Here is a 21085-nt window from a genome sequence, read left to right as displayed (position 1 = left end):
CTTTAGATCGCGCACCCCTGGGTGTCGACCTGCCGGCTCGCGACCCGCCCCCGGACGGCGTCCGTCCGCACCTCGTCGGCCGTCAGCGCGTAGCCGGTGTGGGCGTCGTCCCGCGACTTGGCGAAGACCACGCCGTAGACCTCGCCCTGCGGGGTGAGCAGCGGGCCGCCGGAGTTGCCCTCGCGGACGGTGGCGAAGAGCGAGTAGACGTCGCGGCCGACGGTGCCCCGCTGGTAGATGTCCGCGCCGTCCGCCTGGATGCGGCCGCGGACCCGGGCCGGGCGGACGTCGTAGCCGCCGTTCTCCGGGAAGCCGGCGACGATGGCGCTCTTGCCGCTGACGGCGTCCTTCGCGGCGAACTTCAGTACCGGGGCGCGCAGTTGCGGGACGTCCAGCACGGCGATGTCGCGCTGCCAGTCGTAGAGCACGACCTTGGCGTCCACCGGGAGCCCCTCGCCGCCCACCTGCACGGTGGGGTCGCTGACGCCGCCGACGACATGGGCGTTGGTCATCACCCGGTGCGGCGCGAAGACGAAGCCGGTGCCCTCCAGGATCTTGCCGCAGCTGGGCGCCCGTCCGACGATCTTGACGATGCTGCGCCGGGCGTCCGAGGCGACCGGGCCGTTGGCCAGCGCCGGGTCCGGCGGACGGACCGGCCGGATCGGTTCGTTGGCGAACGGCGTGAAGACCTGCGGGAAGCCGTTCTGCGCCAGCACCGCGAAGAAGTCCTTGAACCAGGTGTTGGCCTCCTGCGGCATGATCTCGGAAACCCCGAGCAGCACCTTGGAGTTGCGGACCTCCTTGCTGAAGGTCGGCAGGGACGTCTGCGCCAGGGCGGCGCCGATCAGCCAGGCGACGACCAGCATCGCCAGGACGTTGACCAGTGCCCCGCCGGTCGCGTCCAGCGCCCGCGCCGGGGTCCAGGTGATGTGGCGGCGGAGTTTGTTGCCGAGGTGGGTGGTGAGTGCCTGACCCACCGAAGCGCAGACGATCACGATGGCGACCGCCGCGATCACCGCGAAGGTGCCCGGTTTGGCGTCGTCGGTGACGCCGTTCCAGATCACCGGCATCACGTAGACCGCGATCAGACCTCCCCCGAGGAAGCCGATCACGGACAGGATGCCGACGAGGAAGCCTTGCCGGTAACCGACGATCGCGAACCACACGGCCGCGATCAGCAGCAGGATGTCCAGGACGTTCACGCCGGACACCGTCTCACGAGCGCCAGTCGAGCGGGACCTGCTTGTCGCGGTCCCATGGGATCTCCCACCCCGCGTAGTGCAGGATCCGGTCGATCACTCCGGCGGTGAAACCCCAGACCAGCGCGTTCTCGACGAGGAAGGCGGGGCCGACGTGACCGCTGGGGTGACGTGTGGTGACCCGGTGTGCAGGGTTCGTGAGATCTGCCACCGGAACCGTGAAGACCCGGGCGGTCTCCCCCTGGTCGACCGCACCGACCGGGCTCGGCACCCGCCACCACCCCAGCACGGGCGTCACGACGAAACCGCTGACGGGGATGTAGAGCCGCGGCAGCACCCCGAAGACCTGGACGCCGGAGGGATCCAGCCCGGTCTCCTCCTGGGCCTCGCGCAGCGCCGCGCGGACCGGACCCGGCCCCTCCGGGTCGCCGTCCTGCGGATCGAGCGAGCCACCGGGGAAGGAGGGCTGGCCGGCGTGCGAACGCAGGGTGCCGGCGCGCTCCATCAGGAGCAGCTCGGGCCCTCGGGTGCCGTGCCCGAAGAGGATCAGCACGGCGGACTGCCGGCCGCCGTGCTCCGGCGGCAGAAAGCGGCTGAGCTGGCGCGGCTCCACCGTGGCGGCCGCACGCGCCACCGGGCCCAGCCACTCGGGCAGGCCCCGGGTCGTCACCGCGGCCTCCCGCCCGGCCTCCGCCGAGCGGGTGTCCGTCGTCTCGCCGTACTGCTCCCGTGCACTCGTCATCCGCGCCCCCTTGAGGCTTACGTCGATGGTCGGTCCCCCTGGAGTCCTGCGCGCCCCGAGGCCCGTCCGGCGATCGCGCCGGACCGGCCCTCGCCGCCCTACGAGGCCGCCAGCGGCCGCGCGGGCTGCCCCGGATAGTCGGCCGGCGGCTTCAGACGCTGCCCGGGCTGGCCGCCCAGCTCGTACTTGAGCAGCTTCTTCGCCTTCTCCGGGTCGGTCTCGCCCTCGCCGTACGAGGGGCACAGCGGGGCGATCGGGCAGGCGCCGCAGGCGGGCTTGCGGGAGTGGCAGACACGGCGGCCGTGGAAGACCACGCGGTGCGAGAGCATCGTCCACTCGCTCTTCGGGAAGATCTCGGCGACGTCGGCCTCGACCTTCTCGGCGTCCTGCGCCGTCGTCCAGCCGAAGCGGCGCGCCAGCCGGCCGAAGTGGGTGTCCACGGTGATGCCGGGGACGCCGAAGGCGTTGCCGAGCACCACGTTGGCGGTCTTGCGGCCGACGCCGGGGAGCGTGACCAGGTCTTCCAGCCGGCCCGGCACCTCGCCACCGAAGCGGTCGCGCAGCGCCGTGGACAGGCCGATCAGGGACTTCGCCTTGGCGCGGAAGAAGCCGGTGGGGCGGATCAGCTCCTCCAGCTGCTCCGGGGGGACGGCCGCCATGTCCTCGGGTGTGGGGCAGGCCGCGAAGAGGCGGGGGGTGGTCTGGTTGACCCGCAGGTCGGTGGTCTGGGCGGAGAGGACCGTGGCGACCAGCAGCTCGAAGGGGTTGGTGAAGTCCAGCTCGGGGTGGGCGTACGGATAGAGCTCGGCGAGCTCGCGGTTGATCCGACGGGCCCTGCGCACCATCGCGACCCGGGACTCGGGCTTGCGGGCGGGGGCGGCCTTCTTCGCGGAGGTCTTCGCGGCGGCGGCCTTGGTGGTGGCCTTCTTCGCCGTCGCGGCCTTCTTCACGGGGGCCTTCTCCACCGCGGTCTTCTCGGCCGTCCTCGTCGCCGCTTTCCTGGCCACGGCCTTCTTGGCCACGGCCTTCTTCACCGCCGGCTTCGCGGGGGTCTCCTTCACGGCCGCCTCCTTCGCCTCGGAGCGCGACGCGCCGGGCGGGGGCGCCGTCGGCTGCCGCCCGGTCGTCACCCCGGGGGACGATTTGTTACTTTTGTCGGTATTCGAGGCGCCTGCGGGCCGCTGTTCGCCCACAGCGGAATCGCGCCGTGCGCTCACTCTGTCGGCCCCCAGTCCTCTGCTCTCACCGGCGTATTGGACACTCGGCCAGACTAAGGCCACCCACTGACATCCGACCCGATCACCAGGATTCGTGACCCCAATCGGCCCCCTGCCGTACGGCTCGGACCACGGGTCCGGCAAACTTGTGATTGATCGCACTGTTTTGCATTCCGGCATGATGGGGACCACAGTCCTCCGGAGCATGTCGACAAGGAGAGAACTCGTGGACGACGTTCTGCGGCGCGCCCCGCTCTTCGCGGCGCTCGACGACGAGCAGGCGGCCGAGCTTCGCGCCTCGATGGGAGAGGTCACGCTCGCCCGCGGCGACGCCCTGTTCCACGAAGGGGACCCGGGCGACCGCCTGTACGTGGTCACCGAGGGCAAGGTGAAGCTCCACCGCACCTCCCCCGACGGCCGCGAGAACATGCTGGCCGTCCTCGGTCCCGGCGAGCTCATCGGCGAACTGTCCCTCTTCGACCCCGGACCGCGTACGGCCACGGCCACCGCGCTCACCGAGGTCAAGCTGCTCGGCCTGGGCCACGGCGACCTCCAGCCCTGGCTGAACGCCCGCCCCGAGGTGGCCACCGCCCTGCTGCGCGCGGTCGCCCGCCGACTGCGCAAGACCAACGACCAGATGTCCGACCTGGTCTTCTCGGACGTGCCGGGCCGCGTGGCGCGCGCCCTCCTGGACCTCTCGCGCCGCTTCGGCGTGCAGTCCGAGGAAGGCATCCACGTGGTGCACGACCTCACCCAGGAGGAGCTGGCCCAGCTGGTCGGCGCCTCCCGCGAGACCGTCAACAAGGCCCTCGCGGACTTCGCGGGCCGCGGCTGGCTGCGCCTGGAGGCGCGCGCCGTGATCCTGCTGGACGTCGAGCGGCTGGCCAAGCGCTCGCGCTGACCCGGCGTCCGTCGCGACCACCGCGACCACCCAGGGCCCCGCTCCGGCGGGGCCCCTGCCGTATCCGGAGCACAGCATGCGGAGCGCAGCGACCGACTGCGGGCCGTGGACCGAGGGCCGCCGGTAATCGGCTCGCCGCCCGCCGCCGCGGCACCCCATAGTGGGCGCCATGACGAGCGACGGTGAATCCGGGGGCAAGGGCCTCGACCAGGACGGATGTTTCGTACGGGAAGGCTCCCTGGAGCGGGTGCCCGCGTCGTTCGCGCCCGTCGTCGCGGGGCTGACCGACCGGCTGGCCGGCCACTTCCCGCCCGGCCGCGTGCTCAGCACCTACCTCTACGGCAGCATCCCGCGCGGCACCGCCGTCCCCGGGGTGTCCGACCTCGACGCGCTGCTCGTCCTGCGAGGAGAGGGGCCCAGCGACGCCGACCGGGCCGCCGCGCGCGCCGTCGAGGCGGAGTTGGACACCGCCTTCCCCCAGATCGACGGCGCCGGCATCCTGCTGATCACCGAGGACCGGCTGCTCGGCGAGGCGGAGCGGTACGACTGGGCGTGGTTCGTGGCCTGTCTGTGCACGCCTCTCAGCGGGCCGGACGTGACCGCGGGGCTGCCCCGTTACCGGCCCACCTCGCTCCTCGCCAGGGAGGCCAACGGCGATCTCCACCGCCGGCTGCCCGGCCTGCGCGAGCGGGCCGCCGCGGCCACCGCCCCCGAGGAGCGCACCCGCCTCACCCGTGGGGTCGCCCGGAACCTCGTGCGCACCGGATTCACCCTCGTCATGTCGCGCTGGAACGGCTGGACCAGCGATCTCGCCGAGTCCGCCGAGGTGTTCGGGCGCTACTACCCGGCGCACGCCGAGCAGATGCGCGCCGCGGCCCGCGCCGCCCGCAACCCCGCCGCGTACCCCGAACTGCTCGACGACCTGCTGACCGGCCTCGCCCCCTGGCTGGCCGACGAGTACCTCGCCGTCCACGGCGCGAAGGCACTCCCCCCACAGGGCCCCTGACGCACCGCCAGGACCCGGCCCGCACGACAGGGCCTAGATCAGCCCGTGCTCGCCGAGGTAGTCCAGTTGGGCGCGTACGGACAGTTCGGCCGCGGGCCACAGGGAGCGGTCGACGTCGGCGTACACGTTCGCCACGACCTCGGTCGCGCTCCGGTGGCCGGCCTCCACCGCGGTCTCCACCTGGGCGAGCCGGTGCGCCCGATGCGCCAGATAGAACTCCACCGCCCCCTGGGCGTCGTTCAGCACCGGCCCGTGGCCCGGGAGGACGGTGGAGACCCCGTCGTCCACGGTGAGCGAGCGCAGCCGGCGCAGGGAGTCCAGGTAGTCGCCCAGCCGCCCGTCGGGGTGCGCGACCACGGTGGTGCCGCGCCCCAGGATCGTGTCACCCGTCAGGACGGCCTGGTCGGCGGGCAGATGGAAGCAGAGCGAGTCCGCGGTGTGCCCCGGGGTGGGCACCACCCGCAGCTCCAGGCCCCCGGTGGTGACGACGTCGCCCGCGCCGAGCCCCTCGTCCCCCAGGCGCAGCGCCGGGTCCAGCGCCCGTACGGGGCTGCCGGTCAGCTCGGCGAACCGGGCGGCGCCGTCGGCGTGGTCCGGGTGCCCGTGGGTGAGGAGCGTCAGCGCGACCCGGTGGCCGGCCCGCTCCGCGGTGTCGACGACGGCCCGGAGGTGGCTCTCGTCGAGCGGTCCGGGGTCGATGACGACGGCCAGACCGGAGTCCGGCTCGGCGACGATCCACGTGTTGGTGCCGTCCAGTGTCATCGGGGACGGGTTCGGGGCCAGGACGCAGTGGGCGCGCGGGGTGGCCTGTCCCGGGATGACGCCACCGCGGGGCTGTCCGGGGAGAGCGGCTGCGTCGGTCATGCGGAAGGTCCTCCCGAGGGCCCCGCGGGGCTGTCGTCCGTCGTCGCGATGTGCTTGGTGAACTCGTCGTGGCCCGGCCAGCTCAGCACGATCTCGCCGTCCACGAGGCGGGCGCGGGCCAGCACCGGCGTCAGGTCCCGCGCCCCGGCCGCGGCCAGCGCCTCGGCGACGCCGGCGTACGGCTGGAGAGCGCGCAGCGTGGAGATCGTCGGCGGCATCATCAGCAGCTCCCCGCGGTCGTAGCGGGCCGCGGCCTCCTCCGGGCGGATCCACACCGTGCGGTCCGCCTCCGTGGAGACGTCGAGGGCGCGCTGGCCCTCCGGGAGCGCGGCGACGAAGAAGAACGTGTCGTAGCGGCGCGTCTCGAACTCCGGGGTGATCCAGCGCGCCCAGGCGGCCAGCAGGTCGGAGCGGAGCACCAGGCCGCGGCGGGCCAGGAAGTCGGCGAAGGACAGCTCGTGGGCGACCAGCGCGGCGCGGTCGGCCGCCCAGTCCTCGCCGGTGGTGTCCGCGACGACCGTGGTGGCCGAGTCGCCGGCCAGCAGCACCCCGGATTCCTCGAAGGTCTCGCGCACCGCGGCGCAGACGATGGCCTGCGCGGTGGACGGGTCGACGCCCAGCCGCACCGCCCACGCGGCGCGCGAGGGGCCCGCCCACCCCACGGGGCGCTCGTCGCGGGGATCGACGGACCCGCCCGGATAGGCGTACGCGCCTCCGGCGAAGGCCATGGAGGCGCGTCTGCGCAGCATGTGGACGACGGGGCCGCCGTGTTCGGTGTCCCGCAGCAGCAGGACCGTCGCGGCCCGCCGGGGCACGGGCGGCGTCAGTTCGCCGTTCGTCAGGGCCCGGATGCGGGCCGGCCAGTCCGGCGGGAACCACTGGCCGTTCGTCGTCGACGCCATGGCCGGATGCTATGCGCTCGCGTGCGGATGTTCGAGGGGTCCTCCGGTGAGGAGGCCCGATCCGGACGCGAGCGCCGCACGTCCACCGGCCTTCGCGGCCCGTTCAGTCGGCGATCTCGACCTGGATCTCGACCTCGACCGGGGCGTCGATCGGCAGCACCGCCACACCCACCGCGGAGCGGGCGTGCACGCCCTTTTCGCCCAGGATCTCGCCGAGCAGCTCGCTGGCACCGTTGACGACGCCCGGCTGGCCGGTGAATTCGGGCGCGGAGGCCACGAAGCCCACGACCTTCACCACCCGGACGATCTTGTCGAGGTCGCCGACGACGGACTTCACGGCGGCCAGCGCGTTGAGCGCGCAGACCGCGGCGAGCTCCTTGGCCTGCTCGGGGGCCACCTCGGCACCGACCTTGCCGGTGAGCGGCAGCGAGCCGTCCACCATGGGCAGCTGGCCGGAGGTGAAGACGTACGAGCCGGAGCGCACCGCGGGCTGGTAGGTGGCCAGCGGCGGCACGACCTCCGGCAGCTTCAGGCCGAGCGACGCGATCCGGTCCTCTACGGCACTCACGGCTTCTCCCGCTTCAGGTAGGCCACCAGCTGCTCGGGGTTGTTCGGACCCGGCACGACCTGGACCAGCTCCCAGCCGTCCTCGCCCCAGGTGTCCAGAATCTGCTTCGTCGCGTGCACGAGGAGCGGCACGGTCGCGTATTCCCACTTGGTCATGGGCCGAGCGTAATGCCTGTTCCGACGGCCCCGGGCCCGCAACCCCTGGGGGACGTCCCGGACGCCGTCCCTGACCGCGTGCGGGCGGATCTCCGGGTGCTCCCAGGCGTATCCCGTGCGTGAGCCGGACGCGGACTGGTTAGGCTCCTTGGCGTGAGCAGGCTCCATGTCGTCAGCGGCAAGGGCGGCACCGGCAAGACCACGGTCGCCGCTGCCCTCGCCCTCGCCCTGGCCACCGAGGGGCGACGTACCCTCCTGGTCGAGGTCGAGGGTCGGCAGGGCATTGCCCAGCTGTTCGAGACCGAAGCGCTCCCCTACGAGGAGCGGAAGATCGCGGTGGCCCCCGGGGGCGGCGAGGTGCACGCCCTGGCCATCGACGCCGAGCGCGCCCTGCTGGACTACCTCCAGATGTTCTACAAACTCGGCTCCGCCGGCCGCGCCCTGAAGAAGCTCGGCGCGATCGACTTCGCCACCACCATCGCCCCCGGTCTGCGGGACGTCCTGCTGACCGGCAAGGCGTGCGAGGCCGTCCGCCGCAAGGACCGAAGCGGCGCCTTCGTCTACGACGCGGTCGTGATGGACGCCCCGCCCACCGGCCGCGTCACCCGCTTCCTGAACGTCAACGACGAGGTCGCCGGCCTGGCCAAGATCGGCCCGATCCACAATCAGGCGCAGGCCGTCATGCGCGTCCTGAAGTCCCCCGAGACGGCGGTGCACCTGGTGACGCTCCTGGAGGAGATGCCCGTCCAGGAGACCGCCGACGGCATCGCCGAGCTGCGCGAGGCCGGCATCCCGGTCGGCGGTGTCGTGATCAACATGACCCGCCCCGCCCTGTTGGACAACGGCGATCTGGAGGTCGCGGCCCGCGGCGCCCGGGCCGGCATCGCCAAGGCCCTCTCCCAGGCCGGGCTGGGCGGCGCCCGCCGCGGCGGCGGCGCGGAGCGCCTGATCGACCCCCTGCTGGAGCAGGCGCGCGAGCACGCCGAGCGGGTCGAGCTGGAGCGCGCCCAGCACACCGCGCTGACCGAACTCGGCCTGCCCACCTACGAGCTGGGGCTGCTCCCCGAGGGAGTGGACCTCGCCGGGCTCTACGGCCTGGCCAGAGACCTGCGGAAACAGGGACCCATATGACCTCCGACGACCACACGACGCTGGACGCCTCGGCCCCCCGGCTGGAGGTCGACGCCCTGATCGACGACCCCGGCACCCGCATCGTGGTGTGCTGCGGCTCGGGCGGTGTGGGCAAGACCACCACCGCCGCGGCGCTGGGGGTCCGCGCCGCCGAGCGCGGCCGCAAGGTCGTGGTGCTGACGATCGACCCGGCCCGCCGCCTGGCGCAGTCGATGGGCATCTCCGAGCTCGACAACGTCCCCCGCCAGGTCAAGGGAGTCGACGAGGCCGCCGGCGGCGAACTCCACGCGATGATGCTGGACATGAAGCGCACCTTCGACGAGATCGTCGAGGGGCACGCGGACGCCGAGCGGGCCCGCGCCATCCTGGAGAACCCGTTCTACCAGTCCCTGTCGGCCGGTTTCGCCGGTACGCAGGAGTACATGGCGATGGAGAAGCTGGGCCAGCTCCGCGCCGGCGACGAGTGGGACCTGATCGTCGTGGACACCCCGCCGAGCCGCTCCGCGCTGGACTTCCTGGACGCGCCCAAGCGGCTGGGCTCCTTCCTGGACGGCAAGTTCATCCGGGTCCTGATGGCGCCGGCGAAGGTCGGCGGACGGGCCGGCATGAAGTTCCTCAACGTCGGCATGTCGATGATGACGGGCACCCTCAGCAAGCTGATGGGTGGTCAACTCCTGCGTGACGTCCAGACGTTCGTGGCCGCGATGGACACCATGTTCGGCGGCTTCCGCACCCGCGCCGACGCCACCTACCGCCTGCTCCAGGCGCCCGGTACGGCCTTCCTGGTGGTCGCCGCGCCGGAGCGGGACGCCCTGCGCGAGGCGGCGTACTTCGTCGAGCGGCTGGCCGCCGAGCAGATGCCGCTGGCCGGCCTGGTGCTCAACCGCGTCCACGGCAGCGGCGCGGCCCAGCTGAGCGCGGAGCGCGCGCTGGCCGCCGCGGAGGCGCTCACGGAGGACCTCCCCGACCGCGCCCCGGAGGATGCCCCCAACTCCCCGTCCCACGAGGCTGGTTCGGCCTCCGATTGGGCCTCCGTGGAAAATACGGAAAATCTTGGGCCGGACGGCATTATGGATCTGTCCGGCGGGAAGACTGCCTCACGTAACCCCGGCGGCCACTCCCCCGCCGCCGCGGCGCATGCGGCACCCCTTTCTGCCCCGGCGGCGCAACTCGCCGCCGGACTCCTGCGGCTGCACGCGGAACGCATGCAGGTCCTGGCGCGCGAACGGCGCACCCGCGACCGCTTCACCGCACTGCACCCGGAGGTGCCGGTGGCGGAGGTCGCCGCGCTCCCCGGCGACGTCCACGACCTCGCGGGCCTGCGCGCGATCGGCGACCGCCTGGCGCTGCGCCCAGGCACCGCCGACGACTGACCGGCCGACGACCGGCCTGCGCCGGACCGACGCCCCACGGACGGCGGCCGGCGGCGTACGGATCCACCCGCCGGGCGGGCCTATCCGACCGCCGCGTACGCGTCGTCGAAGGCGTCGTCCGAGCAGTCCACCGGCAACAGGCCCGTGCTGCGCTCGTATTCCGTCCGCGCCGTCTCCAACAGCCGGCGCCATGACGTGACCGTCGGGCGGCGGCGCAGCAGCGCCCTCCGCTCGCGTTCCGTCATCCCGCCCCACACGCCGAACTCCACCCGGTTGTCCAGGGCGTCGGCGAGGCATTCCGTGCGCACCGGACACCCGGTGCACACCGCCTTGGCGCGGTTCTGCGCCGCCCCCTGCACGAATAGTTCATCCGGATCGGTAGTGCGGCAGGCTGCCTGTGCACTCCAGTCGGTTACCCAGCCCATGCTGGCGCCGTCCTCTCCCGAATCGAGGCTCCCCCACGGCGGCAAACGGCATATTCACCGTTGCCAGTTGAGGACGTTACGGAAGGCGAGCAGGGCGCAACACCCCCTTCGGGCCCAATCTTGAATGGCCCGAACGGACTATGCGTACGCGGCAGATCACCCAACGGAGTGACCGCGCGACATACGTCACTTCCCTCCCAAGCGGGACACTTCGCTGTGACAGCAAGGGATTTCTGACGCACAGCGGGCATCTGGGACAGCGCCCAAGCGGGGAGTAGGGGTTGACCAACCGAGGCAGAACCGTTCCGCTGCGGCGGATGGGAACAGGCTAAACGAACAGGTGCGCCCCTGTCCGGCGAATGAGAACGTAGGCTTCCCTCATGCCTAAGAAGCGCGAGGGCGGGGGTCGGTCGAGGACCCAGCAGGCCGCCAAGTTCCTCGGTGTCAGCGTCCTTGCCGGAGCCGTCCTCGCCGGTATCGCGCTGCCGGCCGCCGGAGCGCTCGGGCTCGCGGCCAAGACGACCGTCGGGGCCTTCGACGACATCCCGGCGAACCTCAGGACCCCGCCGCTGAGCCAGCGCACCACCATCCTGGACTCCGACGGCGGCGAGATCGCCTCGGTCTACTCCCGCGACCGCACCGTCGTCGGCCTCAAGGACATGTCGCCGTACATCCAGCAGGCCATCGTCGCCATCGAGGACGCCCGGTTCTACTCGCACGGCGCCATCGATCTGAAGGGCATCCTGCGCGCGGTCAACAAGAACGCCCAGTCCGGCGGCGTCGCCCAGGGCGCGTCCACCCTGACCCAGCAGTACGTCAAGAACGTCTTCGTCGAGGAGGCCGGCGACGACCCGGACAAGGTCGCGCAGGCCACCCAGCAGACCCTCGGCCGCAAGGTCAAGGAGCTGAAGTACGCGATCAAGCTGGAGGAGAAGCTCGGCAAGCGCAAGATCCTCCAGAACTACCTCAACATCACGTTCTTCGGGGAGCAGGCGTACGGCGTCGAGTCCGCCGCCCAGCGCTACTTCAGCAAGCACGCCAAGGACCTGGACGTCGGGGAGGCGGCGCTGCTCGCCGGCATCGTCCAGTCCCCGACCCGCTACGACCCGGTCAACCACCCGCAGGCGGCGACGGCCCGGCGCAACACCGTGCTGCGGCGGATGGCCGACCTCAAGGACATCACCCGCGCCCAGGCCGACGCGGCCGCCGCCCGGCCCGTCCAGCTGAAGGTCAGCCGCCCGCAGAACGGCTGCATCACCGCCACCGACGGCGCCGGCTTCTTCTGCGACTACGTCCGCGAGGTGCTGCTCAACGACCCGACGTTCGGCAAGACCCGCGAGACCCGTTCGAAGCGCTGGATGCAGGGCGGTCTGACCATCCGCACCACCCTGGACCGGCAGACCCAGAAGTCGATCCAGGCGTCGCTGAGCAAGCACGTCTTCGAGGACGACCCGGTCGCCGGCGCCGGCGCCGTCGTCCAGCCGGGCACCGGCAAGATCCTCGGCATGGGCCAGTCCCGGCCCTACGGCTTCGGCACCAACCAGACCCAGATCAACCTCTCGGTCGACCGCAGGATGGGCGGCGGCGCCGGCTACCAGCCCGGCTCGACGTTCAAGCCGATCGTCGCGGCGGCCGCGCTGGAGCAGGGCGTCAGCCCGTACCAGCAGTACTCCTCGCCGTACAAGATGGCGGTCCCCACCCCGGTCCAGACCTGCACCGGGGAGTGGGCAGGCCACGACACCGCCCAGAACGAGAACCCGGGCGAAGTCGGCCCGTACGCCATGAAGGAGGCGACCGCGAAGTCGGTCAACACCTACTACGTGCAGCTGATCAGCGACATCGGCATCTGCCCCGCGGTCACGATGGCCAAGAGGATGGGGATCCGGCAGGCGGACGGCAAGCCGCTCAAGCAGGTCCCCTCGCTGGCGCTCGGCAGCCTGGAGGTGTCCCCGCTGACCATGGCCACGGCCTACGCCACCTTCGCCGACGAGGGCACCTACTGCGCCCCCGTCGCCATCGAGTCGATCACCGACGACCGGGGCCGGGCGCTCAACGTCCCCAAGAGCAACTGCCGCAGCGCGATGTCCAAGAAGACCGCGGACACCGTCAACGCCCTCCTCAAGGGCGTCGTGGAGGACGGCACCGGCAAACAGGCCGGCCTCAAGGGCCGCGACAGCGCCGGCAAGACCGGCACCACGGACAGCCGCTACGCCGCCTGGTTCGTCGGCTACACGCCGAACGCGGCCGGCGCGGTCTGGGTCGGCGACCCGCGGCACCAGCGCCAGATGTACGACATCACCATCGGCGGCGTCCCGCACGACAAGGTCTACGGCGCCGACACCCCCGGCCCGATCTGGCGCGACATGATGACCGGCGCGCTGGCCGGCCGTCCGGCCCCGGAGCTGCCGGCCGCCACGATCGACGATCCCAAGGACAAGGGGGACCAGGGCGGCAAGGGCAAGCCGAAGCCCCAGCCGAAGCCGCAGCCCCAGCCCCAGCCCGGCGGTGGCGACAACAAGCCCGGCGGCGGCTGGCACATCCCCGGCTTCCCGGACTTCCTCGGCGGCGGGAACGGCGGCTGGTGAACGGCTGATCCGGCCCACCGCCGCCACGGCGCGAAGACTGCACGAAGAAGGGGCGCTCCCTCGGCGAGGGGCGCCCCTTCGGCGTTTTCACCGCGGCGGCCTCAGCCGGCACCGGCCGGACCGCCGCCCACGGCCTCAGCCGGCCAGCAGCTTCTTCACCATCGCGGCGACCCGGCCGCCGTCGGCCCGACCCGCCACCTTCGGGTTGACGATCTTCATCACGGCGCCCATGGCCTTGGGGCCCTCGGCACCGGCGCCAGTGGCCTCCGCCACCGCCTCGGCGACCAGCGACTCCAGCTCGTCGTCGGTCAGCGGCTTGGGGAGGTACTCGGCGAGCACCTCGCCCTCGGCCCGCTCGCGCTCGGCCTGCTCGGCCCGGCCGCCCTTGTCGAACGCCTCGGCGGCCTCGCGGCGCTTCTTCGCCTCCCGCGCGACGATCTTCTCGACCTCGCCGTCGGACAGCTCACGCGACTCGGTGCCCGCCACCTCCTCCTTCTGGATCGCCGTCAGCGTCAGACGGAGGGTGGCGGAACGCAGCTCGTCACGCGCCTTGATCGCGGTGGTGAGGTCGTCCTTGAGCTTGGCCTTGAGCGTGGTCATGCCGTCGAGTATGCCCCCACCCACCGACAACCGCCGCGCCTTTTCCCGCCGCGCGCCCCACCGTCCACACCCCACCCGACATCGGCGGCCACACCCGCCCCACCAAGATCGCCTCTCCCCGGCCCCCGCCCTCTCTGCAACCATGGACCCATGCGCGCGCGATACGGAGTTCCCCTGTCCCTTGCCGCGGTCGGCGCGGCCGGCCTGGCCTACGCCGCCGGCTACGAAGTCCGCTCCTTCCGTCTGCGACGCGTCACCGTGCCCGTACTGCCCCCCGGCATGCGGCCGTTGCGCGTCCTCCAGGTCTCCGACATCCACATGGTCGGCGGGCAGCGGAAGAAACAGCGCTGGCTCCAGTCGCTCGCCGGACTCCGCCCCGACTTCGTCGTCAACACCGGCGACAACCTCTCCGACCCCGACGGCGTCCCGGAGACCCTCGACGCCCTCGGCCCGCTCATGGAGTTCCCCGGCGCCTACGTCTTCGGCTCCAACGACTACTACGGCCCCCGGCTGCGGAACCCCGCCCGCTACCTGCTGGAGAAGGCCCAGGGCCGACACGGCCTGAACGGCAACGCCCCCGCCGTCGGCGTGGTCCACAACCCGTGGGAGGACCTCCGCGACGCCTTCGACGCGGCCGGCTGGCTCAACCTCTCCAACACCCGCGGCCGCCTCAAGCTGGAGGGCGCCGACATCGCGCTGACCGGCCTGGACGACCCGCACATCAAGCGCGACCGCTACGCCGAGGTCGCCGGCGGCCCCGAGCCGGACGCCGACCTCTCCCTGGCCGTCGTCCACGCCCCGTACCTGCGTTCCCTGGACGCCTTCACCGCCGACCGCTATCCGCTGGTCCTCGCCGGCCACACCCACGGCGGCCAGCTCTGCGTCCCCTTCTACGGCGCCCTCGTCACCAACTGCGACATCGACACCAAGCGCGCCAAGGGCCTCTCCACCCACACCGCCGGCGGCCACACCTCCTACCTTCACGTCTCCGCCGGCTGCGGCACCAACCGCTACACCCCGATCCGCTTCGCCTGCCCCCCTGAAGCCACCCTCCTGACCCTGACCCCCCGCCACTGACGCCCCGACCACCCCCGAGGGCGGCCCATTCCGCGTGACCTCTGTCACTCAACCCCCTCCGGCCGCCCCCACAGGGAACGGGCACACCCCCGCCCTCCCCGAGCCGCCCCCACAAAACCCCAGGTCAGAGCCGTTTCGACCACTGACCGAAAGCGGATTTCACCTACGGGGATCAGTCCGCTAAAGTAGAGCTCGTTGCTTCGGGGTGTAGCGCAGCTTGGCAGCGCGCTTCGTTCGGGACGAAGAGGTCGTGGGTTCAAATCCCGCCACCCCGACTGAAGGAACACCAGGTCAGGGGCCTGATCCGCATAGCGGGTCGGGCCCCTGATTCGTTCCTGGAGATCGTTTGGGAGAAATCTGGGAGAAGATCTTGGTCGAGGTCTCCCAGCACGCGATCGCCGAGAAGGTGTGACGCGCGCCTCACGCAACTGACCGCACCTGCGCGTTCGCAAACCCAGCCGCCAACTCGCCTCTGAGGATTGCTTGTGGACCAGGACTTAGCCGCTGAGGCTGCCAACGCTGCGGAGCCGGAGGGCCGCCCTTGCGCGATCTGCGGCACGGCGATGGAGTACTGGCGGCCACGCAGCCAGAAGTACTGCTCTGCCCCGTGCCGCACCGTGGCCGCCAAGAAACAGCGGACGGAACGGCCGAAGGGGGACTCGCCAAAGGCGCCCCGCCCCAAGCCGACACTCACGCCGGGTACGCCGCCCGTCCCTGACCCGACCAGGACCCGCAAGATCCCCGGAGATCCCTACTGGAATCCCATCCTGGCAGCTGCCGAGCGAGCCATCGGCGGCGAACCGTGCCGGGTCTGCGGGGAGCCAGTGCCGGGCAAAGGCCACTGGGAACACCGGGACCGTCATGTCTGCTCCAGCCGGTGCAACGACACCCTCAAGCGCCGTACGAAGACCAGGATCCGGCGCGGTGAGATCGATCTCCTTGCCATACCCGAGCTGGCTGACCGGTCCGCCGCCATGTCCGAGCAGCGCGCCCAGCTCAGCCAGGAGCGGATGCCACAGGTGTTTCGTACGCGGGAAGCGGACGCCGACTTCCCGTACGAGTTTCGCGGGCTCGGCCCAATACCCGGCGACATCGTCGAGCGGAACGGGTCAGTCACCGCTTACGCCACCGCCGCCGCCCTGGCAGCCGACCACATCGTCGCTCTCGTACGAAACCACTCGGATGGCGACGAGGAGCCGATGATCGCACTCCACGAGCAGAGCGGCTCCTACCTCGCCTACACCAGCGGGGTGGTCTGGTGGGTCGGAGCGGCTGAGCAGCTGGAGCGGCTGCACTTGGGCCAGCGGTTCCAAGGCATCGACGGACGCAGCTGGATCTGGCAGAACGAGGCCATCCGTGATCTGGACTCCGCCGGCCGGGAGTACACGTGGGAGGCGTATATCTGTCTCACCGAGACGACCACGCCCATCCTCTGGACTCCTGCCTATGCGGCTCGCTCCGCCAAGCAGCTGCGCATCAGGCGTGCCCGCAACAGCTACCAGGCCCGGATGCGCGAGCGAGGAGTGCTCAACGCGGCGGCGGACGGCGTCGACCCATACGAGATCTACGAACGCGACCAGTGGATCTGCCAGTTGTGCCATCAGGCCATCGATTCGGTTGTGGAGTGGCCCGATCTGCGGTCCGCAACGCTCGATCACATCAAGCCGGTCACGCTGGGAGGCGCGCACACAGCCGAGAACCTCCAGGCCGCCCACTGGGTCTGCAACGACCGCAAGGGTGATGCCTGGGGGCCAGGTGTGCAACAGGACAGCGCAGCGGGAAGCGGCGCCCATAACACCCTTTCAGGTGAGGGAAGTTGACTGATCAGTAGAGTTGCCGGAGCCTCGTTCCATTCGGGGCAACGGGGCCTGGAAGTTGCTTCTCAAAGGAAGTGGGGATCAGGGCTCATGTCGAGTCATCCACCCGCGAACCCTCGTGACCAGGCTCGTGCGCACGCGCTGGCCAGGCAAGTGCGCAGGCTGCGGGAGGAACAGGGCTGGTCGCGTGAACGGCTCGCCAAGGAAGCCGGTATCGGGACCAGTACGCTCGCTCGGCTGGAGAGCGAGGGAGCGATCCAGCCAGGTTTCTTCACTGTGGGAGCGCTGGCCGAGGCACTGGGTGTCTCCCTCGACGCCTTGTTCCGCGAATCCACGTCGAAGTGCGTACCCGGGCTGTGGTCCGCCGGGTACGAGGGGCGCGACATCGACTCGTTCGTCGCTGCGCTGCTGGAGTCCCGTATCGACGTCGTGGCCGATGTGCGGCTCACGCCGATCAGCCGTAAGCGGGGCTTCAGCAAGACCCGCCTCGGGCTGGCGCTCGCCGAGGCCGGTATCTCCTACGATCACCTCCGTGGCCTGGGGAATCCCAAGGACAATCGGGCGCCCTTCTGGGACGGCCGCGTCGTCGAGGGCCGGGCACGGTTTCGGAGCCTGCTGCGTTCCGACGAGGCGCGGGCGGATCTCGACCGGCTCGCCGAGCACGCCAGCCGGTCACGGGTAGCAGTGCTGTGCTTCGAGAAGGACCAGGAGCGCTGTCACCGTCACGTAGTCCTGGAAACCCTCCGGAAGCGGCTCTCTGTGCCGGTAACGCCTCTGGCCTGACCTCGTCGCTCAAGGCAGTAGGCGCCCTTGCCCGGCGCTACCGGCTCCCCTCCAATCGGACGAGTCCGAGTCTGATCAGGACGATCGGCCAGGGGGGCTGTCATGGGGGACGCCATGGCTCAGGCATGGCAACGGGCACGGATCATGATCACGGTCAAGACGTATCCGGAACTCTCCACGAAGTACCGCGAAACCAGCTGTGTAGCCGGCATCCGTCTGGACGGGAGCCGACCGCACCACGTACGCCTCTTCCCCGTCCCGTTCAGGCTGCTCGCGGAAAGCAGCCAGTTCGCGAAGTACGCGGTCATCGAGGTCGACGTCCGGCGGCACAGCCGAGACCGGCGGCCGGAGAGCCTCCGGCCCAACCTCGACACCCTTGAAGTCGTGGGCCACGTCCCCTCCTCCAACGGGTGGAAGCAGCGCTACACGTACATAGAGCCGCTCATCGCGCCCTCCCTGTGCGCGATCAAACGGGACCAGGAGGAGCGTGGAACCTCCCTGGGCATCTTCCGCCCCGCCGAGGTCACCGACTTCCGTCTGGCTCCAGCCGAGCCCTGGCCGGCCTCCAAGGCTGCCCTCACCGACCAGCTGGACCTGTTCGACCAGGACCTCCGGCGCCTTGAGTGGGTGCCGCTGGAGTTCCGGTACCGCTTCCGCTGCGCGGACAAGCAGTGCACCGGTCATGACATGGCGCTCAAGGACTGGGAGGCCGGCGAGTCGTACCGCAAGTTCCTGCGGAAGTACGGCGAGGGCGCCGTCCATGAGAAGTTACGGGAGCGCTGGTACGAGCAGATGTTCACCGCCGACCGTGCGGTCCACTGCTTCGTCGGCAACATCGCCGCGCATCCCAAGACCTTCATGCTGCTGGGGCTGTTCTATCCGCGACGGGACGTCGTCGAGTGCGTGCAGGAGGAACTCTTCTCCCTGTGACGTCGGCGTGTAGGCAGGTCCCCGGCGCGACACGCGCCGGGGACTGCATCACTCCTCACCTGCCTCATCCCCGCGTGAGGAGCAGGCGGTCGAGTACCGCTACCGGAGACCTCGGGGACATCGCGCGGCGGGCGTCGAGCGCTGCCTCCCACTGCTCGGTGAGACCGAGCATGAGGCGCTGGCGCATGCCGGAGGTGACATGGGCGTAGCGCGCGGAGACCGAGCCGTCGATGTGGCCCATGCGCTCGTCCATGAGCACCTTTTCGGTGCCCAGGTCCTCCATCATCGTCCGGTGGGTGTGACGGAGGCCGTGGGGTGTCAGGCCCTTGGCGATCGGGAGCCAGCAGGAGTCGGCCCGCTCGCCGGCGTTTCGCCCTCGCGCCGGGACGCCGGGCCACGGATCGCCGATCAGGGGTACGGGCCGGGGCTCCTGCGGGGCCTTCTTGGGATACCAGCCGGAGGCCGCCGGGGTGAACAGCCAGGTCGCATAGCCATTCCTGCGCCAGTGGGCTGCATGCTCCGACACCGTGCCGCCCCGTACGAACCTGAGGTCTGCGATGGCCTGCTCCACCTTTGCCCGTGTGACTTCAGTGACACGCTCGGGGTGGTTGAGGACGTTGGACACCGTCCCCGTGGAGATCCCGGCCAGCCGCGCGACGTCGACCAGCTTCGCGCCCTGATGACCACCGGTGCGGGCAGCGCCCTGTCCATGGAAGACGTACGTCCTCCCGTGGCAGGAGCAGGGCGTCGGCTTCGTACGAGCGACGTGGTTGAAGACCAGGGCGGACAGCCAGTCCATCGAGTCGATGGTGCGGTAGCTGTCGTCCTTGGGCGGGACGCGCACCAGCTCGCCGGTGTCCAACTCGTACAGCTGCCACTCGACGCGGAACGCACCAGGTCGGACGAACTCTGTTTCCAGACCGACGATCTCGCCCCAGCGCTTGCCCGTGTAGCCCTTGAGGACCACGGCGACGAACTCGTCGTCTCGGCCGGAGAGGAGGGCAGACCGCTCGGCAGTCAGCAGGATCCCGAGCGCGTCGGTGACGACCTTCTCCGGACCGCGGTCGCGGGATCGGCCGGCACGCTTGCCCCGCCCTCGCCGCCTGGCCGCCGGGTTGGACGTGATCAGGCCCTCGTCGATCGCGTCCTCGAAGATCAGGTGGAGTGTCGAGCGCCAGGTCTTGACGCTGGATGCCGCATACACGGCCTTCTCCTTCTTCTCCCAGGCAGCCACGTCCGTGCGCAGGATGCTCGCCAGCGCCTTGTCCTCGAACTCGGGGAGCAGATGCTCCTCGATGTGCCGCCGATAGTTCTGCATGGTCGAGGCGGCCAGGTCCTGGGCGTCGTACCAGCGGCTGGCGTACTCGCCGAAGGTCTCCTGCCCCAGGCCCGGGTCGCGCCACTGGCCACGCCGGACAGTCACCTCTTCCGCGTCTGCGGCCTGCTTGGCCTCGCGCTTGGTGGCGAACTTGACGACGGCACCCGTGGAATCAGCGACCGTGCCGTACTTGCCGTCTTCGATCTTGTATCGGCCGCGCCAGTAGCCGCCGCGTTTCTCTGCGTACCCCACAGAGTTCCCTCCCTTCTCTCGTGTGGGATGCGTTAAGCGGCCGTTCCGTACTGGGACTTGAGCATGCGGCGCGGCGGCCGGGCCTTGAGGCGGACCGTGGGCACGACAGGCGACGGGGAGGGCCGAGAAGCACGGGGCTTGGGGGCAGGAGCAGTCGCTCCTCGCTGCTGCGGGGCGGCAGGGCGGGCCTCGTGCATGTGGATGATCTCCGCAAGGTGCTCGCTGGTGAAGCGATAGGCGCGGCCAACCCGTGTGAACGGGATGAGTCGGCGGCGGGCACGGTCTTTGACCCACCAGGCGGAGCAGCCGAGTACCTCAGCGACTTCCTCGGGGAGGTAGAGACGCGGCAGGCCGACGTCAGGGCGCGAAGTCGGTGCGGAGGCAGGAGGTATTGCAGGTCGGTGCAAGGGTGGTCCTCATCTGGCAGGTGTGGGGCGGCAACCCCGGCCTGGCCGGTGATCATGGGATGGGCGGTGGTGGGAGAGGTCCGGGCAGGCGGTGGCCGCCATGCCCGGACGAAAAGGCTTCAGCCTTCGGACCCGGCGTCGGGGGCGTCCTTCGTGGTGCCTGGCCGTGGTCGTACGCCGTGCTTCATGAAGTGCCAGGGGGAGTCCGGGTTGTCGGCGATCTCCTCGGCGATGGCCTGCTTCACGGCGTTGTCGACCTCCTCGTAGATGTCCGGGTGCTCATCGAGGTAGCGGTCGAGGGCGTCTCTGGCTTCACTGAAAGCCAGGTTGGCCCGCTGGGTCTCGCGGAAGGCCCGTCGGATCTGCTCCACGAGCTCCATGGCGCGGGCGTGCTGGGCCATCTTCGGGGGGCCGATGAGGCTTTCGAGGGAGATGCCGAAGACCTCGGCGAAACCGATCGCCTCATCGAGGTTGACCCGCCGCTTGCGGTTCTCGATGCGCCACACGGCGGACGGGTTCATCTCGAAGCCGGCCTCGACCAGCCGGTCCGACAGGGCGTTCGTGCCCCAGCCGCGGGCTTCGCGCTCCAGCTTGATCCGGACCGCGGCGTTCTCCTCGCCCCGGAACACCGGGAGATCGGCCGACTCCTCGTCGCTCCCCACGGACGCCCTCCTTCGCTACGTAGCACTCCACTGCGGTTTGCAGTACGAAAACAGTAGCATGGATTTCTGCGAGATGCAGGACACTCCTGCTATCGGCAATATGCCTGGTACACTTAACGCAGGACCTGAGCCCGCCCAGGGCCCAGGAACGCAAGAAGCCCCGGTGCGAAC

21 protein-coding genes and 1 tRNA gene are annotated in these 21085 nt (G+C 70.8%); 10 read left to right on the top strand and 12 right to left on the bottom strand.

Features of this window, described 5'->3' with window-relative positions; all coding sequences use genetic code 11:
• Positions 1 to 2 precede the first annotated feature (2 nt).
• The 3 genes from K2224_RS08050 to nth all read right to left on the bottom strand — a co-directional run bounded on the left by K2224_RS08050 (position 3) and on the right by nth (position 3002).
• Positions 3 to 1202, bottom strand: coding sequence for a MarP family serine protease (locus K2224_RS08050; RefSeq protein ID WP_221905915.1), 1200 nt, complete (start codon positions 1200 to 1202; stop codon positions 3 to 5).
• Between the two features lie 13 nt (positions 1203 to 1215).
• Positions 1216 to 1941 (bottom strand): CoA pyrophosphatase, encoded by a 726-nt coding sequence (locus K2224_RS08045; RefSeq protein WP_221905914.1) that lies wholly within the window; start codon positions 1939 to 1941, stop codon positions 1216 to 1218.
• A 98-nt stretch (positions 1942 to 2039) separates the two neighbouring features.
• On the bottom strand, positions 2040 to 3002 hold the full coding sequence (gene nth, locus K2224_RS08040; protein WP_221905913.1) for an endonuclease III: 963 nt from the start codon (positions 3000 to 3002) through the stop codon (positions 2040 to 2042).
• Positions 3003 to 3384: 382 nt separating this feature from the next.
• Here nth and K2224_RS08035 point away from each other — a divergent pair, with 382 nt between their 5' ends.
• The gene (locus tag K2224_RS08035; RefSeq protein WP_003981529.1) at positions 3385 to 4059 is read left to right on the top strand and encodes a Crp/Fnr family transcriptional regulator; all 675 of its coding nucleotides are present in this window, start codon (positions 3385 to 3387) and stop codon (positions 4057 to 4059) included.
• Positions 4060 to 4228: 169 nt separating this feature from the next.
• On the top strand, positions 4229 to 5065 hold the full coding sequence (locus tag K2224_RS08030) for a nucleotidyltransferase (RefSeq protein ID WP_221905912.1): 837 nt from the start codon (positions 4229 to 4231) through the stop codon (positions 5063 to 5065).
• A gap of 33 nt (positions 5066 to 5098) precedes the next feature.
• Here K2224_RS08030 and K2224_RS08025 read toward each other — a convergent pair whose 3' ends face one another.
• From K2224_RS08025 to K2224_RS08010, 4 genes are all read right to left on the bottom strand, one after another.
• Positions 5099 to 5929: an MBL fold metallo-hydrolase gene (locus K2224_RS08025; RefSeq protein ID WP_221905911.1), complete on the bottom strand. Its 831-nt coding sequence runs from the start codon at positions 5927 to 5929 to the stop codon at positions 5099 to 5101.
• A complete protein-coding gene (locus K2224_RS08020) occupies positions 5926 to 6831 on the bottom strand; it encodes an NUDIX hydrolase (RefSeq protein ID WP_221905910.1) in 906 nt (301 codons plus the stop codon). Before K2224_RS08020 ends, K2224_RS08025 begins: the two co-directional genes overlap by 4 nt.
• Before the next feature lie 103 nt (positions 6832 to 6934).
• Positions 6935 to 7399, bottom strand: coding sequence for a RidA family protein (locus tag K2224_RS08015; protein ID WP_221905909.1), 465 nt, complete (start codon positions 7397 to 7399; stop codon positions 6935 to 6937).
• Positions 7396 to 7554: a DUF4177 domain-containing protein gene (locus tag K2224_RS08010; protein WP_019992579.1), complete on the bottom strand. Its 159-nt coding sequence runs from the start codon at positions 7552 to 7554 to the stop codon at positions 7396 to 7398. Before K2224_RS08010 ends, K2224_RS08015 begins: the two co-directional genes overlap by 4 nt.
• Before the next feature lie 153 nt (positions 7555 to 7707).
• Here K2224_RS08010 and K2224_RS08005 point away from each other — a divergent pair, with 153 nt between their 5' ends.
• Together K2224_RS08005 and K2224_RS08000 are read left to right on the top strand one after the other, a co-directional pair.
• Positions 7708 to 8685: an ArsA-related P-loop ATPase gene (locus K2224_RS08005; RefSeq protein ID WP_221905908.1), complete on the top strand. Its 978-nt coding sequence runs from the start codon at positions 7708 to 7710 to the stop codon at positions 8683 to 8685.
• A complete protein-coding gene (locus tag K2224_RS08000; RefSeq protein WP_221905907.1) occupies positions 8682 to 10058 on the top strand; it encodes an ArsA family ATPase in 1377 nt (458 codons plus the stop codon). The genes K2224_RS08005 and K2224_RS08000 overlap by 4 nt, the downstream gene beginning before the upstream one ends.
• Before the next feature lie 80 nt (positions 10059 to 10138).
• Here the strand turns inward: K2224_RS08000 and K2224_RS07995 are convergent, their stop codons facing one another.
• Positions 10139 to 10483 (bottom strand): WhiB family transcriptional regulator, encoded by a 345-nt coding sequence (locus tag K2224_RS07995; protein ID WP_026246983.1) that lies wholly within the window; start codon positions 10481 to 10483, stop codon positions 10139 to 10141.
• A gap of 380 nt (positions 10484 to 10863) precedes the next feature.
• Here K2224_RS07995 and K2224_RS07990 point away from each other — a divergent pair, with 380 nt between their 5' ends.
• Positions 10864 to 13068 (top strand): transglycosylase domain-containing protein, encoded by a 2205-nt coding sequence (locus K2224_RS07990; RefSeq protein ID WP_221905906.1) that lies wholly within the window; start codon positions 10864 to 10866, stop codon positions 13066 to 13068.
• Positions 13069 to 13203: 135 nt separating this feature from the next.
• On the opposite strand, the gene K2224_RS07985 is transcribed toward K2224_RS07990, so the two are convergent.
• A complete protein-coding gene (locus K2224_RS07985; RefSeq protein WP_221905905.1) occupies positions 13204 to 13668 on the bottom strand; it encodes a GatB/YqeY domain-containing protein in 465 nt (154 codons plus the stop codon).
• 150 nt (positions 13669 to 13818) lie between these two features.
• Between K2224_RS07985 and K2224_RS07980 the strand changes: the two genes are divergently transcribed.
• The 5 genes from K2224_RS07980 to K2224_RS07960 all read left to right on the top strand — a co-directional run bounded on the left by K2224_RS07980 (position 13819) and on the right by K2224_RS07960 (position 18275).
• A complete protein-coding gene (locus K2224_RS07980; protein WP_221905904.1) occupies positions 13819 to 14745 on the top strand; it encodes a metallophosphoesterase in 927 nt (308 codons plus the stop codon).
• 201 nt (positions 14746 to 14946) lie between these two features.
• Positions 14947 to 15020, top strand: a tRNA-Pro gene (locus K2224_RS07975).
• Positions 15021 to 15362: 342 nt separating this feature from the next.
• A complete protein-coding gene (locus K2224_RS07970) occupies positions 15363 to 16565 on the top strand; it encodes an HNH endonuclease (protein ID WP_221905903.1) in 1203 nt (400 codons plus the stop codon).
• 87 nt (positions 16566 to 16652) lie between these two features.
• Entirely contained in the window at positions 16653 to 17345 is a 693-nt protein-coding gene (locus tag K2224_RS07965) for a DUF488 family protein (RefSeq protein ID WP_221905902.1), read from the top strand.
• 102 nt (positions 17346 to 17447) lie between these two features.
• On the top strand, positions 17448 to 18275 hold the full coding sequence (locus tag K2224_RS07960) for a hypothetical protein (RefSeq protein WP_399017989.1): 828 nt from the start codon (positions 17448 to 17450) through the stop codon (positions 18273 to 18275).
• Positions 18276 to 18339: 64 nt separating this feature from the next.
• Here K2224_RS07960 and K2224_RS07955 read toward each other — a convergent pair whose 3' ends face one another.
• From K2224_RS07955 to K2224_RS07950, 3 genes are all read right to left on the bottom strand, one after another.
• Positions 18340 to 19845, bottom strand: coding sequence for a LacI family DNA-binding transcriptional regulator (locus K2224_RS07955; protein WP_221905901.1), 1506 nt, complete (start codon positions 19843 to 19845; stop codon positions 18340 to 18342).
• A 32-nt stretch (positions 19846 to 19877) separates the two neighbouring features.
• Positions 19878 to 20252 carry a helix-turn-helix domain-containing protein gene (locus K2224_RS40330; protein ID WP_399017986.1) on the bottom strand — a complete coding sequence of 125 codons (375 nt, stop codon included), beginning with the start codon at positions 20250 to 20252 and terminating at the stop codon, positions 19878 to 19880.
• 119 nt (positions 20253 to 20371) lie between these two features.
• Positions 20372 to 20914, bottom strand: coding sequence for a helix-turn-helix transcriptional regulator (locus tag K2224_RS07950; RefSeq protein ID WP_260692386.1), 543 nt, complete (start codon positions 20912 to 20914; stop codon positions 20372 to 20374).
• Positions 20915 to 21085 lie beyond the last annotated feature (171 nt).

The organism is Streptomyces sp. BHT-5-2 (genome assembly GCF_019774615.1).
Taxonomy (GTDB): domain Bacteria; phylum Actinomycetota; class Actinomycetes; order Streptomycetales; family Streptomycetaceae; genus Streptomyces.
This window is presented reverse-complemented; position numbering and strand designations above follow the sequence as displayed.